Raw genomic sequence first — 14,742 nt, 5'->3', positions numbered from 1 at the left:
AAGAGAGGAGGGGGTAAAGCAGGAATTCGTGGTGTTGCGATAGACAAGAAACATCCAATGCAATTCCACGGCTCCGGTGTGTCGTCAGATCACTGGCGAGGCGCCGGAGCCAACATCGGAAAACGCCTATTGATTCTTCATCGCCTCGGCCAGGCGCGAGATGATTTCGCCTTCGCTCTTGAAGGCCTTCTGGGCGTAGGCCGCGTACTGCTCAGGGCCCATGTAGTTCGTGACCATGCCGTACTGGCGCGTCACGTTCAGGAATTTCGGGTCCTTGAGCGCGTTGCGGAAGGCGTCGTCGAGGCGCTTGACCACGGCTGGTTTCATATTGGCCGGGCCGATGATGCCGAATGGCGAGTTCGACCACACCGGGTAGCCGATTTCCTTCAGCGTCGGGGCGTTCGGAAAGTCGGCCGCGCGCTTTTCGGAGAGCGTGGCGAGCACGCGCATCTGTCCGTTCTGCACGTAGGGCAGCAGCGTGTTCGACAGCACGGCCACATCGGACGAGCCGCTCAGCAACGCGGTGATGGCCTCCGCGTCGCCTTTGTACGGCACGTGCGTCCAGTTCGATTGCGACACGCGCGCCAGTTCGGAGATCGTCAGGTGCTGGCTGCCGTAGATGCCGGTGGTGCCGTAGCTGATGCCTTTCTTGTTCGCCTTGGCGTCGGCGATCAGTTCCTGCATGGTTTGCCACTTCGCATCCTTCTTCACGGCCACAGCAAAGTTGTAGTCCGCGATCATCGATACGTAGGTCAGGTCCTTGAGCGGGTCGTAGCGCATCTTCTGCACGTGCGGCAGGCGGAAGATCACCACGGGTGCCATGCTGAGCGTGTAGCCGTCGGGATCGGTGGTCACCATCTGGGTGGCGCCCAGCGTGCCGCTGACACCGGGCTTGTTTTCCACGACGATGGACTGTCCCAGTTCGCGGCCGGCGGCGTCGGCCAGCGCGCGTGTCACCTGGTCAGTCACGCCGCCGGCGCCGTACGGCACGATGAGCCGGATCGGACGGGTGGGGAAGTCATCGGCAGCCAGCGCCTGGGTGCCGAGCAATGCCGCCAGCGTCAGGCCGGAAGCGGCCAGCGCGACGCGGAAGAAACGACGTCGTTGCATGAGGTTGTCTCCTGATTGTCTGCCGGATCGGGCATGTCCGGTCTGCGAGGTTGTTCGCGCAGTATGACAATGCCGCCGGGCGGCGGCTATCGGGAAACGGCGGGGGTGCCAGGCTTATCCACCGATTTCATCGCCCGCATGCGGCAGCTGCATGCGGGTTCTGGTCGGGAAAGCGGATGCCTAGCGGTTTTCGATCACGCGCGAGCGGATAAACGCGTCGTGCGCCATCAGCGTTTCGGCCCAGCCGGCCGGCGGCACCAGGCTGATATCGGTAATGACGTAGCCGATGTCGCCTTCGGTCTGCAATTGCTGGGCCTCGATGTTGGCGCCGATTTCGGCCAGCGCCTGGTTCAGGTGCGACAGCGTGCCGGGACGGTTGTAGTGAATGTTCAGGACCCGCGCCGGCGAATCGAGCGGATTGGGCTGGATCTGCGGCAAATTCACCGCGCCAATCGTCGCACCCGTTTCCAGGTAGTTGGCCAGCTTGGTGGCCACTTCCACGCCGATATTCTCCTGCGCTTCCTCCGTGCTGCCACCCACGTGCGGCGTCAGGATCACGTTCGGCTTGCCCTGCAGCGGCGTCACGAACCTGTCGGCATTGCTGCGCGGCTCCTCCGGGAACACGTCGATGGCGGCCCCGGCGATATGGCCATCGTCTAGCAGTTTCGCCAGTGCCTCGATATCGACGACGGTACCGCGCGAAGCATTGAGCAAAATGCTGCCCGGCCGCATCGCAGCCAGCGCCTTGGCATTGAGCAGGTTGCGCGTCTGGGGTGTGGCAGGCACGTGCAGCGTCACCACGTCGGCGGCGCCGAGCGCGTCTTCCAGCGAATGCATTGGTACCGCCCCGCCAATCGACAGGCGAGGGCGGATATCGTAGAACACCACGCGCATGCCCATCGCTTCGGCCAGGATGCCCACCTGCGCGCCGATATTACCGTAGCCGATCACCGCCATGGTCTTGCCGCGGATTTCGAACGATCCCTTTGCCGACTTCTGCCACTCGCCCTGGTGCGCGGCGCGGCTTTTCTCGGGCACGCGGCGCATCAGCATGATGGTCTGGCCGATCACCAGTTCCGCCACCGAACGCGTATTCGAGAACGGCGCGTTGAACACCGGAATGCCGGCATGGGCAGCCGCGTTCAGGTCGACCTGCGACGTACCGATGCAGAAGCAGCCCACGCTCAGCAGCCGTCCGCTGCTGCCGAAGTGCTCGGCGGTCAGGTGCGTGGCCGATCGGATGCCCAGCAGGTCGTGGTCACGTACGGCGGCCAGCAGCGGCTGGCCAGCCAGCGCCTTGCTCTGGGTGGCGACGTCGATATGGTGGCGGCCCAGTAGTTGCTGCCCGCTGGCGTGGATGTTTTCGAGGAGGATTGCGCTTGCCATGATTCGGGCGTGCTTCAGGAGAGTTGAGAAGGCATGTCAGGCGTCCTGTCCCGGACGCGCACACCCAGACCATAGCACCGAACCTTTCCCGTGATGGCGATGTGGGCAAGGCACATCCGACATGGATGTCATCGTACAAGTGCTTGCCGTGGTGTGATTTTTCTCATAGGATGTCGGACAACTATAAAGGTCCGTCCGGACCATTCCCAATCCGATGAGGAGACAGCATGGATACGAAAAAGACCGGCGTGGATGCCCGGCGTCGTCACTGGCTCAAGGCGGGCGCCGCGCTCGGCGCTGCCGCCGCCAGCGGTCAGGCGCTGGCCCAGGCCTTCGACTTCAAGGCCGCGCAGCGCTACCCCGACCCGGCCGTCGAGATCCTTGATCCCAGTTTCGGCAAGTACCGGCTGTTCAGCTCCACCGTGGAGCAGATAGCCACCGGATTCCGCTGGGTGGAAGGCCCGGTCTACTTCGCCGACGGCCGCTATCTGCTGTTCTCAGATATCCCGAACAACCGCATCATCCGGTTCGACGAAACCTCGAACCAGTGGAGCGTGTTCCGCTCGCCGGCCAACTTCACCAATGGCCATTGCCGCGACAGGCAGGGTCGCCTCGTCAGCTGCGAACACCTGACGCGGCGCGTCACCCGCACCGAATACGATGGCTCGATCACGGTGCTGGCCGACCGTTACCAGGACAAGCGTTTCAATTCGCCGAACGACATCGTGTGCAAGTCCGACGGCTCGCTGTGGTTCACCGACCCGCCGTTTGGCATCGCGGGCGACTGGGAGGGCGACAAGGCAGCCCCGGAACTGCCGCACGCCGTCTATCGGATCGATCCGAAGGACAACAGCGTGACGCAAGTCATTGCCGACCTGAACGGCCCGAACGGGCTCGCATTTTCGCCAGACGAGAAGAAGCTCTACGTGATCGAATCGCGCGCCCAGCCGTATCGCGTGATGTGGGCCTACGACGTGGGTGCCGACGGCCAGCTTGGCAACAAGACCAGGCTGATCGACGCCAATGGCCCGGGCGCGCTCGATGGTTTCAAGGTGGACGTGGATGGCAATATCTGGGCCGGCTGGGGCAGCAGCGGCGCACCGGGTGCCGATCCGTCGAAGCTCGACGGCGTACGTGTGTTCAACGCCCAGGGCAAGGCCATCGGCCATATTCACCTGCCGGAGCGTTGCCCGAACCTGTGCTTCGGTGGCCCGAAGCGCAATCGCCTGTATATGGCCAGCAGCCATTCGGTCTACGCGCTGTATGTGGAGACGCGCGGCGCGGTCTGAGCGATTGTCGCCAGCGATCCGCCAATCGCCCGGTCCCGTTGACACAACGGGCCGGGCCGCGATGGATTTACTTCCGCACATTTAGCCCGATGGCGATGGGCCGCTGGAACCAGCTTTCGTAACTGCCCTGCGCCAATACGAAAACGCTGCCCGTGTAACGTCCGGCAGGCAGGTCCGGATTATCCGCCGGACGATATTCGAGTTCGAGATCGCTTTGCCTGCCATATCCTCCGCAAGCAAAGGTGCTGTTCATTCGGACCTTGCCGCATTCGCCGGTCAAGCGTCGCGCGCGCACCACTACGGGATAACGTGCCCCGGTAGCCGTATCGGCAACGGTCAGCTTAAATTTTGTGTCCTGCGGCGCCGTTTCCAGTATTGGCGTTCGGGGTCCCACTGCGCCAGACTGGGCCGGCACCAGAAAACCAATCGTGCCAAGCTTGATATGGCGATCCATGCCTCGCACCGCCACCGGCGTTCCCGGCCGGAGTTCGCGCCATACGCCAGGCACGAATATCCTGATATTGGCATGGATGGAACGCCGGTACGCGGTATCTTTCCAGCCGATCGCTTCTACCATCAGATTTCCCTCATAAAGGCCTTCGGGCAGGCCGCGATTATCTTCGCGATCGAAAAACAGTTCGAGCCGGCTGTTCTTGCGATGCTGGCAATCCATTGCGACATGCATCGCCGCATAGGTGCACCCGTTGTGCCGGTAGCCACGGATATTGACGGTCCGGGTGCTGCCATCGAGCCGGTTTGTCAATGCGACCGAGAACATCGCTCGATCCGCAGCGCCCGCCGACCATACCAGCGACGCCGGGCCGCCTGTGACCCCGGCCTGTTGGGGAACGACAAATCCGACCGTGCTTTTTTCGACGTCCCGGCCAAAATCGATCGGGAACAGCAGACTGCCGGTACGCCGGTTGCCATGCCATTTGTCCAGCGTTCCGCTGACAACGGGCGACACCTCGCCATAGCCCGCGTCACTCCGCCCGATGCGCATATCGCTGACGCGCACCACGATCGGCGGCTCGCTGGTGGTCGAATCCTTGCGCGCCGGCCGGTAGATACCGGTCTTCAGATAGGGCGTGCGGGCGATGGAAAGGTGGTACGCGTTCTGCCCCTTTTGCTGGTACACAAGCGTGCCATCCTTCCAGATCTCGACGATGCCGCTGGCGTCGGTTGCCCATTTCGCGTGTATGACCCAGTTGGTCAATGTACCGGGCACCACATTGCCCGGCAGCTCGGTGGTGGAGCGCTGAATATTGGCGGGGCTGCCCCATGCGCGGGCCACCACCCATTTGTCGCCTTTCTGATGAATGGCCAGGTTCGGAAAATTCCTATTCACCTTGTCCTTGCCCATGACCGCATGCCATTGCAGGACGATATATCCGGCCTGATCCGCGATCTGGTCAACCGCGATGCGCGCGCCGTACCAGCGCTCCTGCAGCCCTTCCTCGGCGGGAAGCGCCAGTTCCGAGCGAAATGCCCCCGGCGTGCCGGGCAGCGTGAATGTCGCGGGCAGGCGGCCAGGCAAGCCAGCCAGCGGCTCCCTGGTAACGCGGTCAGACGTCAATGGACGGACAGCCGGGTCATACAGGGCATCGATCGAAAGCGTCCATTTCCGGAAATCGGCGCGAAAATCGTCCCGGAAGATGACTTTATTTGTCGTGTCGAATACATCCGACGGCTTGAGCTGCCGGGATGCATATTGCGCATTCGCACCCGGCAGCCATGCGTTCGATATCAGTAACAAGGCGACCGTCGCAAACCACCGGCGCCAACGTCGGCGTGCGAGAAAACCTCCATGGATTTGCAGCATGGTGGACTCCAGTTCGATGATGATGGAAGGAAACGAAGGCAAAAAGAAGCGCGGGAATAAAATCCCGCGCCAGATTCCATCAGCACCCGCCGGTTAGTCCGTTGTCTCCGGTCAAAATGGAAACCCCGGCGTACCGGATTTCAAGGCGATGCCACGTTTCAAAAAACATTGAATTCACTCATTTAGAAAAGTGAATTCCAGATGGGCGGGAATCTGAGACGATTCAGTACCTTTTCCGCTACCGCAGCACCCATCGCCCGCTAGGAGGCCCCATGAATCGCGCACGTTCGGCCGTCGTCGGTGTCTTTCCGTGGGGGGTCTGCTGGCGCCATTGGCCGGACATGCCACCGAAGGCGCGCTCGGCCGGCCGGTGGCGGGCACCAGCGTGTCGGCGAACGTGGCGGTGATTCCTGACCAGCCGGTGTGGATCGCCAACCTGCAGCAGCTATATATGGATGGCTCGATCGGCAGCGGCCGCGAGGTGCCGATTGGCGGGCGGACCACGGCGGGCATCGACGCCAAGATCGCGTTCACGCTGGCGACGATCATGAAGGTCTGGGACACCGGGCCCGGCGCCTGGAATTTCGCGTCGAGCTTTACGCTGCCGTATGTCTGGACGACTGTGCATACCAGCGCCGTATTCACCGGGCCCGGCGGCGGCACGTTTTCGCGCGGCGCCTCCGATCGCGCGTCGAACCTCTATGACATGTATTTCAGCCCGCTGATCGCCGGCTACCACTTTTCCAAGACCACCCACATGGCGTTGAGCTTCAACGTCTGGGCGCCCACGGGTCAGTACGACAAGAACGCGCTGGCCAATCCCAGCCTGAACAACTGGACCTTCGTGCCGCAGGTGGCCTTCACGCACCTGATGCCGCAATACGGGCTCGAATTCAACGCCGTGGCGGCCTTCCAGTTCTACACGCGCAATACGGCCACCGACTACCAGAACGCGCCGCTGTTCACGCTGGACGTCATGGGGGTGAAGAAATTTGGCAATTGGGGAGCGGGGCTGGTCATGGGCACGGTCCAGCAGCTCGGCAGCGATACCGGCCCCACGGCCGACCGCCTCAATGGGTTCCGCGGCCATGATTTCACGATCGGGCCGATCGTCACGTACGACACCAAGCTGGGCGGCAAGGCGCCGCTGTCATTCAGCCTGCGCTGGGTGCCCACGGTGACCAGCAAGAACCGGCTCGACAGCACGGCCACCGTCATGGGCACAGCCACGCTGGTGTTCTGATCCCGGGCGCTCGGCCCAAAAATATAACCCAAACATCACATTCTTCCTTCGGTGACGAAGTCATCTTCGCGCCCGAAGATGACCTAGTGCCCCAGCGTCTGGAGCCAGAAGGGCAGGCCGGCGCCCGCCATGGCCACCGCCAGCGGGGCCAGCTGGGCCAGGCCTGCGCCAAGGCTGCGCAGGGTCGGGTAACGCGGGGACAGGAGGGTGCGGGAACGTGACATGGTGCCGGGGTTGTGGGAATCTGGCGGGCATCATGCGCCGTGGCACCTGAATGGCACCTGAGCATGCCGTTCAGGCGGCGTTCAGCTTGCCCGGCCGAGAATGCCGCAAATGACTGCCTCGCCCCCGCCCCCAACCGCCGTCACGGGATTGCCCGCCGACCGTACCGCCGCGCGCCTGCGTGGTGCCTGCCGCGTGCTAACCCTGCTGGCCGTGCTGGCAGCGACGGGCGGTGCCAGCCTCGCGCTGGCCGATACCGACGCCGACCGGGCCCGTGCGGCCTTGCGCTCCGGCGAGATCCTGCCGCTTGCGCGCATCCTCGACACGGTCTCGCGCCAGTACGCCGGTGACGTGATCGACGTGAAGCTGGACCGCGACGACGGCATCTGGCAATACGAAGTGAAGCTGTTGCTGCCCACCGGCTCCGTGGCCAAGCTCGAGTACGACGCCCGCGATGCCAGGCTGCTCAAGGCCAAGGGCCATGATCTCGACCGCGCCCGCAAGCCCTGACCGCCATGCGCATCCTCCTGGTCGAAGACGAAAGCACACTTGCCGCCCAGCTTGCGCAGGCGCTGGCCCAGGCCGGCTATGCCGTGGACCACGCTGCCGACGGCATCGACGCCGAGCACCTGGGCGCCGAACATCCCTATGACACCGTCGTGCTCGACCTGGGCCTGCCCCGGCTAGACGGCCTGACCGTCCTCAAGCGCTGGCGCCAGGCCGGCAACGACGTGCCGGTGCTGATCCTGACCGCGCGCGACAGCTGGGTAGAGAAGGTGGAGGGCATCGACGCCGGCGCCGACGACTACCTGACCAAGCCGTTCCGCACCGAGGAATTGCTGGCCCGCATCCGCGCGCTGATCCGCCGCTCGGCCGGCCGCACATCGCCCACGCTGGCCTGCGGCCCCGTGCTGCTGGCGCCGGGCAGCGGTCAGGTCAGCGTCAACGGCAATCCGGTCACGTTGACCTCCCACGAATTCAAGGTGCTCGACTACCTGATGCACCACCAGGGCGCCATCGTCAGCAAGACCACGCTGACCGAGCATATCTACGCCCAGGATTTCGACCGCGACAGCAATACCATCGAGGTCTTCGTGGGACGCCTGCGGCGCAAGCTCGGTGTTGACGTCATCGAGACCGTGCGGGGCCTGGGCTACCGCATGCGGCCGCCGGCCGATGCCGCATGAAGCGCGCCTCGATCGCCCGGCGCCTGCTGGGTATCGCCACGCTGTGGATCGCCGGCACGCTCTGCACCACCGGCTGGCTGCTCGATACGCTGTTTGGCCGGCACGTCGACCGCACCTATATCGCCGAACTTGACCGCGACCTGACCAGCCTGGCCGCCGCGCTGGAATGGCGCACCGACGGCAAGCTGGAACTGACGCGCCAGCCCGCCGATCCGCGCTTCGAACTGCCGTATGCCGGTGCCTACTGGCAGGCGTCGTCGGGCAGCCAGACGCTGCGTTCGCGTTCGCTCTGGGATGTCGATATCCCCGCTGCCGTGGAACGCCGCGTAGGCGAGGGAGATGCCGATATCCGCGGCGGCCCGCGCGGCCAGTCGCTGCTGGTGAAGTCGCGCCGCCTGCAACTGACCGGCGCCGATGCCCCGGTAGACATCACCGTCGCACTGGACCGCACCGAACTGCGGCAGGCCAAGCGGTCGTTCCGCCATCTGCTGTGGTTGTCGCTGGGCGTGCTGGGGCTGGGCATCCTGGGTGCGGTGTGGGCGCAGATCCGTTTCGGGCTGGCGCCGTTGTCGCGGCTGCGTGCAGCGGTGGCGCGCCTGCACGCGGGCCAGGAACCGACGCTGCAAGGCGCCTGGCCGGCCGAGGTACAGCCGCTGGTCGACGAGATCCACCTGCTGCTGCGGCGCAATCACGAAGCCGTTGAACGGTCGCGCCGGCAGGCCGCAGACCTGGCGCATGCGGTCAAGACGCCGCTGGCCATTCTGGCCAACGACGCGGCAACGTTGCCCGCGCCCGCATCGCAACGCGTGATGCAGCAGGTGGACGCCATGCGCCAGCAGGTGGACCGTCATCTGGCACGCGCCCGGGCGGCCGGGGCGGGTGGGGCGGCCGGCGGGGCGGTGGCGGTGCGGCCCGCCGTCGACGAACTGGTGCGCGCGCTGAGCCGGCTGCACGCCGGCAAGCTCATCGCCGTCGATATCGAAGGCCAGGCCAGCTTTGCCGGCGACCGCCAGGATCTGGTCGAAATGCTCGGCAACCTGCTGGACAACGCGTGGCAGTGGGCGCAGACCAGAATCCGCGTCGATCTGGTGGCGCAGGCGGCCGAGCTGGAAATCCGCATCGACGACGATGGACCCGGCATGCCGGCCTCCGCCATGACGCGCGCCGTGCAGCCGTACGCGCGGCTCGACGAGTCGGCAGAAGGCAGCGGGCTGGGGCTGGCCATCGTGCGCGATGTCTGCGCGCTGTACGGCGGCCGGTTCGAACTGGCCAGGTCGCCGCTGGGCGGGCTGGGCGTGCGCGTGCGGCTGCCCGCGGGGGTCAAGGCCGACTGACGGTCTGCGCCCCGCTCCGGCAAGGGGAGCGGGGCGCCGGTCCGCCCATCGGGTATCATCGCGCCCTTTGCCGTTTGCGGTGTCCCCGCTGTCATCCCTTGTCTTCCGCCGTACCCAGCGCCGGGCAGGCCATTCGCCGGCGCCAGCGCCCGCCGGTCGCCCCGGCGCGTCTGCTCGGCCCACAACACTTTGCCTACTACCGTGGCTACCTGCAGGGTCTCGACCTGGGCCGGCTGGCCACGCGCTATCTGACGCCGGACCTGGACCTGCGCCAGGCCCGCACCACGCTGGGCTGGATCGAGACGGAACTGGCACGCGGCGTGAAGCGGCTGACCACGCGTCAGCGCGCCGACGGCGAGGCAACCATCCTGACCGAGAAGACCTGGCTGGCGATGATCGTGCCGCCGGCAGCCGAGAGCGCCGCGGCACGGCAAACGCGCCAGCGCAAGCTGCTGCGGGCGCTGGATGCGCTGCAGCCACTGTTGCTGGTGCGCCCATTGGCGGGCGATGCCGTGGCCGGGTGGTTCACGCCGGCCATTGCCAGCCGGCTTGCGCAGACGGGTTGGACCACGCTGGCGACGCTGGCGGCAGCCATCGCCGCCGATCCGCGCAGCTGGTATCGGCACGTGCGCGGCATTGGCGAAGCCACCGCGCACGAGATCGAGGCATGGCTGCGGATGCATGCGATGGCGCCGCACCGCGCGGGTATCGCCGACCCGCGACATGCCGAAGCCCCGGCGCTGGTCCCGCTGGAAGCGCTGCGCCACGTACCAGCGCAAGCCGATGTGCAGGCCATCCGGGCCTGGCTGGAAGACTACGGCCCGGAAGGCAGCCACACCTGGCGCGCTTACCGCGCGCAGGCCGAGCGGCTGCTGCTCTGGGCCGTTTTCGTGCGGGGCAAGCCTCTGGCCAAACTGGACGCTGACGACTGCCAAGCCTACCTGGCATTCCTGGCCGATCCCCAGCCGGCCGCGCAATGGGTGGGCCGGCGTGGCGCGCCGCGCAATGGTCCCGACTGGCGGCCGTTCGAAGGTCCGCTATCGCCGTCGAGCATCCGCCATGCGACCCGGATTCTGAAGACGCTCTGCGCGTGTCTGACCCGGCAGGGGCACCTGCGCGACAACCCGTTTGCGTCGGTGGCACAGCCCGCCGCGGCCGCTGCGCCGCGCATCCAGGCCGGGCGCAGCCTCAGCCGCACCCAATGGCAGCACCTGAAGCGGTACGTGGGCGGGCTGCCTGCCGACGATCCGCGCACGGTACGCCTGCAGTTCATGCTGCGGCTGGTCCATGCCACGGGCCTGCGCGTATCGGAGCAGGCGCAGTTGACAGTGGCGCATCTGTCGCAGTCCGACGGCTGGCGGCTGCACGTGCCAGGTAATCGGCCTCGCACGAACGACCTGCCCGAGACGGTGGTCGATGCCTTGCGCGATCACATGGAAGCACGCGGGCTGGGGCGCGACGTCGAGCGGTTGCCGGCCGACACGCCGCTGATCGGCCGCATGCTGCGCGAAGGCGATGACACGCCGCTATCCGTGGCACAGGTAGCGGCGATCTGGAAGCGGTGTTTCACGCGTGCGGGCCAGGCGCTGGCGGACGATGACCCCACGGCCGCCACGCACCTTGCCAAGGCCAGCGCGCACTGGCTGCGGCATACGGCTGGCGCCCACGCGCTGGCGCGAGGCATTGGCCGCAAGGCCGTGCAACACCAGCTGGGTCACGCGTCGGTCAGTACAAGCGCCGCCTATGCCGACCCGGACCTGCACTGAGCGCCACACGTACACGCGTGGCGCGCCTATGCGTGGTCGCGGTGCGGCGCGTTGCCCACGTAGGGAATCGCCTCCTCGACGACATCCCAGATATAGCGGCCGGATGGGCTCTGCTGTTCCTCGACGATGTGGGCCACCAGACCGGCCGCGCGCGAAATCACCGCAAAGCCGCGCATCACGGCCGTTGGCACGCCGATTTCGCCCAGCAGGGCGGCCACGGCACCAGTGGCGTTGATCGTGATCGCGCGGCCATGGACCTCGTCCACGGCGGCGGACAGTCGCTTCAGCGCGCCGATATGCGTCCCTGCCAGATCGGCTTCGGCTTCTCCCAGGTCCAGCAGCTTGTAGGCACGCGGGTCTACCGGCTTGTGCAGATGGTGGCCAAAGCCGGGCACGGGCGCCTTGCGCGCCTTGCAGTCGCGGGCAATGGCTAGCGCCTCGGCGTCAGGGTCCTGCGCGGCCAGGATGCGGTCCAGCAACACCGAGCAGTTTTCCATGGTGCCGACGAACGAACTGCCCACCGCCAGGAGCCCGGCCGACACCGCGCCCTGCAGGTTCTCGGGGGCGCTCATGTAGATCAGGCGCGTGGCAATTGCGCTGGGCGTCAGGCCATGCTCCATCAGCACGACCAGCACCATGTCGGCAATGCGGATGTCCACCGGCCGGGGCGTGCGGCCCAGGATCTGCATCAGCATGACCTCGGTGAACGTGGTCTTGCCGAGCAGGTCGTCCACGAGATTGGCGTCGCCATAGTGAAGGCTGGTCAGCGTGTGGCTGCAGAGGCGGGTCACCGGCTTGTCTTGTTGGCTCATGCGTGGTCTCCGGATGGCAGCGCGGCCACGGCGTGGTCGCGCACGGTGTTCTTCAGTACCTTGCCCACCGTCGAGCGCGGCAGGCTGGCGTGGAAATGAATCTGCTTGGGCGTCTGCACGGGGCCGAGCCGCTCGCGCACGAACGCGATCAGGTCGGCAGCGGCGGCCTGGCAGCCCTCCCGCAATTGCACGGCGGCGTGGACAGCCTCTCCCCATTTGTCGTCAGGCACGCCGAACACGGCGCATTCATGCACGGCGGGATGCTGCCCCAGGGCGTTCTCCACGTCGATCGGATAGACGTTGAAGCCGCCGGTGATGACCACGTCGCGCAGGCGGTCCTTCAGGTACAGGAAGCCGCGCGCATCGATCAGGCCGCGGTCGCCGGTATGCAGCCAGCCGTCGATGATGGTGGCGGCGGTCAGGTCCGGACGCTTCCAGTAGCCGGTCATGACCAGGTCGCCACGCGCCACCACTTCGCCCACTTCGCCGGCGGGCAGCAGGCGGCCGTCGGGCGACATGATCGCCACGTCGCTGAACCAGGTGGCGCGGCCCACGGAGGCCAGGTTGCGCTCGTCGTTGAAATCGTCGGGGCCGATCACGGTCAGCAACTGCGGTGCCTCGGTCTGGCCGTAGGTGGTGGCCACCACGGGGCCGAAGAAGTCGCGCGCCTGGCGGATTTTTTCGGGGGGCATCGGCGCGCCGCCGTAGATCAGCCGGCGCAGCCATGGATAGTCGGCGCGGGTGGTGCCGGGCAGCGCCATCAGCATGTAGATCAGGGTGGGCGGCATGAAGCAGACCGTGCCGCGCCGGTCGCGGAAGGTGGCGCGTACCGCTTCGGCGCCGCTGCCTTCCATGATCACGTGGCAGCCGCCCTGGGCCAGGATCGGCATCACGTAGGTGGACGTGCCATGGGTGATCGGCGCGGCCATCACGTAGCGGTCCGACTCGGTGAATCCCCACGCGTGGATCTGGTTGACGATATTGGCCAGCCACGCGCGATACGGCTGCATGACCCCCTTGGGCGCGCCAGTGGTACCCCCGGTGAACTTGATGGCCTGGGTGGCATCACGGTCCAGATCCAGCACCGGGCGCCCGGCGTCGGCGTGCTGCACGATGGCCGAAGCCAGCGTCCGGCCCCCGTCCGGCGCGTGGTCGGTATGGATCCGCACGCCCGGCGCGCCGTCGAGCAAGGCTTCGCAGGCGGCATCGAGCACGATGATGCCCGGCTCGGTGGCATCGATGATGCGCCGCAGTTCCGGCTGCGTGCTCTTGGGATTGAGCGGCACCCAGATCTTGCCGCTGGCCAGCACGGCCAGCAGTGCCACGATGTGCCGGGCCGAGTTGCCGGCGCAAATGCCTACGCAAGTCTGGGGGGCGGGGTCGAGCTTGATGAAGTGGGCGGCCAGCGCGGCCACCTGCGCCGCCAGCTCGCGGTAGCGCAGCGGGCCGTCGGGGGCATCGATGGCGATATTGTCGGGCCAGCGGTCGGCGGCGCGCCAGAACAGGTCGATCGGAAACATGGTGCTGTCGGACTCCTTAGTTGAGGCGCACGCCCGATTGCCGCACCACGTCGTGCCAGCGCTTGATCTCGGACATCGCGAAGGTGCGGCATTGTTCGGGCGTGCCGGGTTCGGGCGTGGCCGCCAGGTCGCGCATGCGCTCGCGCACGTCGGCATTGCCAAGCGCCTTGTTCAGCGCGGCGTTGAGGCGGTCCACAACGGGGCGCGGCGTGCCGGCCGGAGCGGAGATGGCGAACCACGACTGCACGTCGAAGCCCGGATAGCCGGATTCGGCCACCGTCGGCACGTCGGGCAGGAGCGGCATGCGTTGCGCGCTGGTCACCGCGATGGCGCGCAACTTGCCGGACTTCACATGCGGCAGGGCCGACGGGGTGTTGTCGAACATCGACTGCACCTGGCCGCCCATGAGGTCGGTCACGGCCGGGGCGCTGCCCTTGTAGGGCACGTGCAGCATGTTGGCGCCGCTGCGCGTGCGGAAGATCTCGCCGGACAGGTGGATCGACGATCCGCTGCCCGATGACGCAAACGTCACCCCGTTGGGCGATGTCTTGGCCAGCTTCACGTAGTCGGCCACGGTCTTGACGGGCACGCCCGGATTGACCACCAGTACGTTGGGAATGCGGGCGATCATGCCGACCATCTCGAAATCCTTGGCCGGGTCGTAATTGAGCTTGTCGTAGAGCGTGGCGTTGATGGTGTTGGCGATGGTGTAGACGTACAGCGTGTAGCCGTCCGGCACGGCCTTGGCCACCACCTCGGCGCCCACGTTGCTGTTGGCGCCGGCGCGGTTTTCCACCACCATCGGCTGGCCCAGTGCCTCGCCCATCTTCTGCGCCACCAGCCTGGCCAGCACGTCGGTGGCGCCACCGGCGGCGTACCCGACCACCAGCCGGACGGGGCGGCTCGGAAAGGCGGCGTCGGCGGCCAGAGCCGGCGTGGCACCGCACGCCAGTGCCGCGGCAACGAGAGTGGGAATTACAGCGGGAATAAGCGCGATTCGGCGAAGAAGGCGCCTGCGCGCCCGGCTGCGGATGGTCATGATGGCTGTCTC

At 66.4% G+C, this 14,742-nt stretch carries 13 protein-coding genes; 6 read left to right on the top strand and 7 right to left on the bottom strand.

Annotation, left to right across the window (positions count from 1 at the left end; translation table 11 throughout):
- Nucleotides 1-126: 126 nt before the first annotated feature.
- Together D9X30_RS09155 and serA are read right to left on the bottom strand one after the other, a co-directional pair.
- Nucleotides 127-1,110: a tripartite tricarboxylate transporter substrate binding protein gene (locus D9X30_RS09155; RefSeq protein ID WP_153949484.1), complete on the bottom strand. Its 984-nt coding sequence runs from the start codon at nt 1,108-1,110 to the stop codon at nt 127-129.
- Between the two features lie 180 nt (nt 1,111-1,290).
- Complete coding sequence (serA, locus tag D9X30_RS09150; RefSeq protein WP_153949483.1) at nt 1,291-2,496, bottom strand: phosphoglycerate dehydrogenase; 1,206 nt, start codon at nt 2,494-2,496, stop codon at nt 1,291-1,293.
- Nucleotides 2,497-2,723: 227 nt separating this feature from the next.
- On the opposite strand from serA, the gene D9X30_RS09145 reads away from it, so the two are divergent.
- Nucleotides 2,724-3,785, top strand: coding sequence for an SMP-30/gluconolactonase/LRE family protein (locus D9X30_RS09145; protein WP_153949482.1), 1,062 nt, complete (start codon nt 2,724-2,726; stop codon nt 3,783-3,785).
- Between the two features lie 67 nt (nt 3,786-3,852).
- On the opposite strand, the gene D9X30_RS09140 is transcribed toward D9X30_RS09145, so the two are convergent.
- Complete coding sequence (locus D9X30_RS09140; protein ID WP_153949481.1) at nt 3,853-5,607, bottom strand: heparin lyase I family protein; 1,755 nt, start codon at nt 5,605-5,607, stop codon at nt 3,853-3,855.
- 310 nt (nt 5,608-5,917) lie between these two features.
- Here D9X30_RS09140 and D9X30_RS09135 point away from each other — a divergent pair, with 310 nt between their 5' ends.
- Complete coding sequence (locus tag D9X30_RS09135) at nt 5,918-6,850, top strand: SphA family protein (protein ID WP_249640923.1); 933 nt, start codon at nt 5,918-5,920, stop codon at nt 6,848-6,850.
- An 83-nt stretch (nt 6,851-6,933) separates the two neighbouring features.
- Here D9X30_RS09135 and D9X30_RS09130 read toward each other — a convergent pair whose 3' ends face one another.
- Complete coding sequence (locus D9X30_RS09130) at nt 6,934-7,074, bottom strand: hypothetical protein (RefSeq protein ID WP_153949480.1); 141 nt, start codon at nt 7,072-7,074, stop codon at nt 6,934-6,936.
- Nucleotides 7,075-7,183: 109 nt separating this feature from the next.
- Between D9X30_RS09130 and D9X30_RS09125 the strand changes: the two genes are divergently transcribed.
- The 4 genes from D9X30_RS09125 (at nt 7,184) to D9X30_RS09110 (ending at nt 11,359) form a co-directional block, all read left to right on the top strand.
- Nucleotides 7,184-7,582, top strand: coding sequence for a PepSY domain-containing protein (locus D9X30_RS09125; protein ID WP_228771048.1), 399 nt, complete (start codon nt 7,184-7,186; stop codon nt 7,580-7,582).
- 5 nt (nt 7,583-7,587) lie between these two features.
- Nucleotides 7,588-8,259: a response regulator transcription factor gene (locus D9X30_RS09120; RefSeq protein WP_153949479.1), complete on the top strand. Its 672-nt coding sequence runs from the start codon at nt 7,588-7,590 to the stop codon at nt 8,257-8,259.
- Nucleotides 8,256-9,593 carry a sensor histidine kinase gene (locus tag D9X30_RS09115; RefSeq protein ID WP_153949478.1) on the top strand — a complete coding sequence of 446 codons (1,338 nt, stop codon included), beginning with the start codon at nt 8,256-8,258 and terminating at the stop codon, nt 9,591-9,593. The genes D9X30_RS09120 and D9X30_RS09115 overlap by 4 nt, the downstream gene beginning before the upstream one ends.
- A 98-nt stretch (nt 9,594-9,691) precedes the next feature.
- Nucleotides 9,692-11,359, top strand: coding sequence for a site-specific integrase (locus tag D9X30_RS09110; RefSeq protein ID WP_153949477.1), 1,668 nt, complete (start codon nt 9,692-9,694; stop codon nt 11,357-11,359).
- A 26-nt stretch (nt 11,360-11,385) separates the two neighbouring features.
- On the opposite strand, the gene D9X30_RS09105 is transcribed toward D9X30_RS09110, so the two are convergent.
- From D9X30_RS09105 to D9X30_RS09095, 3 genes are read right to left on the bottom strand one after another with little or no spacing between them, the layout of a single operon-like run.
- Nucleotides 11,386-12,171: a citryl-CoA lyase gene (locus D9X30_RS09105; protein ID WP_153949476.1), complete on the bottom strand. Its 786-nt coding sequence runs from the start codon at nt 12,169-12,171 to the stop codon at nt 11,386-11,388.
- The gene (locus D9X30_RS09100) at nt 12,168-13,691 is read right to left on the bottom strand and encodes a class I adenylate-forming enzyme family protein (protein WP_153949475.1); all 1,524 of its coding nucleotides are present in this window, start codon (nt 13,689-13,691) and stop codon (nt 12,168-12,170) included. The genes D9X30_RS09105 and D9X30_RS09100 overlap by 4 nt, the downstream gene beginning before the upstream one ends.
- A gap of 16 nt (nt 13,692-13,707) precedes the next feature.
- Nucleotides 13,708-14,730, bottom strand: coding sequence for a Bug family tripartite tricarboxylate transporter substrate binding protein (locus D9X30_RS09095; RefSeq protein ID WP_153949474.1), 1,023 nt, complete (start codon nt 14,728-14,730; stop codon nt 13,708-13,710).
- Nucleotides 14,731-14,742: the final 12 nt, after the last annotated feature.

Origin of the sequence: Cupriavidus sp. U2 (assembly GCF_009663685.2) — a bacterium.
GTDB lineage: Bacteria > Pseudomonadota > Gammaproteobacteria > Burkholderiales > Burkholderiaceae > Cupriavidus > Cupriavidus necator_C.
This window is presented reverse-complemented; position numbering and strand designations above follow the sequence as displayed.

Coding starts and splice junctions, on each gene's coding strand:
- D9X30_RS09155 (WP_153949484.1), bottom strand. CDS start 1,110: ATGCAACGACGTCGTTTCTTCCGCGTCGCGCTGGCCGCTTCCGGCCTG.
- serA (WP_153949483.1), bottom strand. CDS start 2,496: ATGGCAAGCGCAATCCTCCTCGAAAACATCCACGCCAGCGGGCAGCAA.
- D9X30_RS09145 (WP_153949482.1), top strand. CDS start 2,724: ATGGATACGAAAAAGACCGGCGTGGATGCCCGGCGTCGTCACTGGCTC.
- D9X30_RS09140 (WP_153949481.1), bottom strand. CDS start 5,607: ATGCTGCAAATCCATGGAGGTTTTCTCGCACGCCGACGTTGGCGCCGG.
- D9X30_RS09130 (WP_153949480.1), bottom strand. CDS start 7,074: ATGTCACGTTCCCGCACCCTCCTGTCCCCGCGTTACCCGACCCTGCGC.
- D9X30_RS09125 (WP_228771048.1), top strand. CDS start 7,184: ATGACTGCCTCGCCCCCGCCCCCAACCGCCGTCACGGGATTGCCCGCC.
- D9X30_RS09120 (WP_153949479.1), top strand. CDS start 7,588: ATGCGCATCCTCCTGGTCGAAGACGAAAGCACACTTGCCGCCCAGCTT.
- D9X30_RS09115 (WP_153949478.1), top strand. CDS start 8,256: ATGAAGCGCGCCTCGATCGCCCGGCGCCTGCTGGGTATCGCCACGCTG.
- D9X30_RS09105 (WP_153949476.1), bottom strand. CDS start 12,171: ATGAGCCAACAAGACAAGCCGGTGACCCGCCTCTGCAGCCACACGCTG.
- D9X30_RS09100 (WP_153949475.1), bottom strand. CDS start 13,691: ATGTTTCCGATCGACCTGTTCTGGCGCGCCGCCGACCGCTGGCCCGAC.
- D9X30_RS09095 (WP_153949474.1), bottom strand. CDS start 14,730: ATGACCATCCGCAGCCGGGCGCGCAGGCGCCTTCTTCGCCGAATCGCG.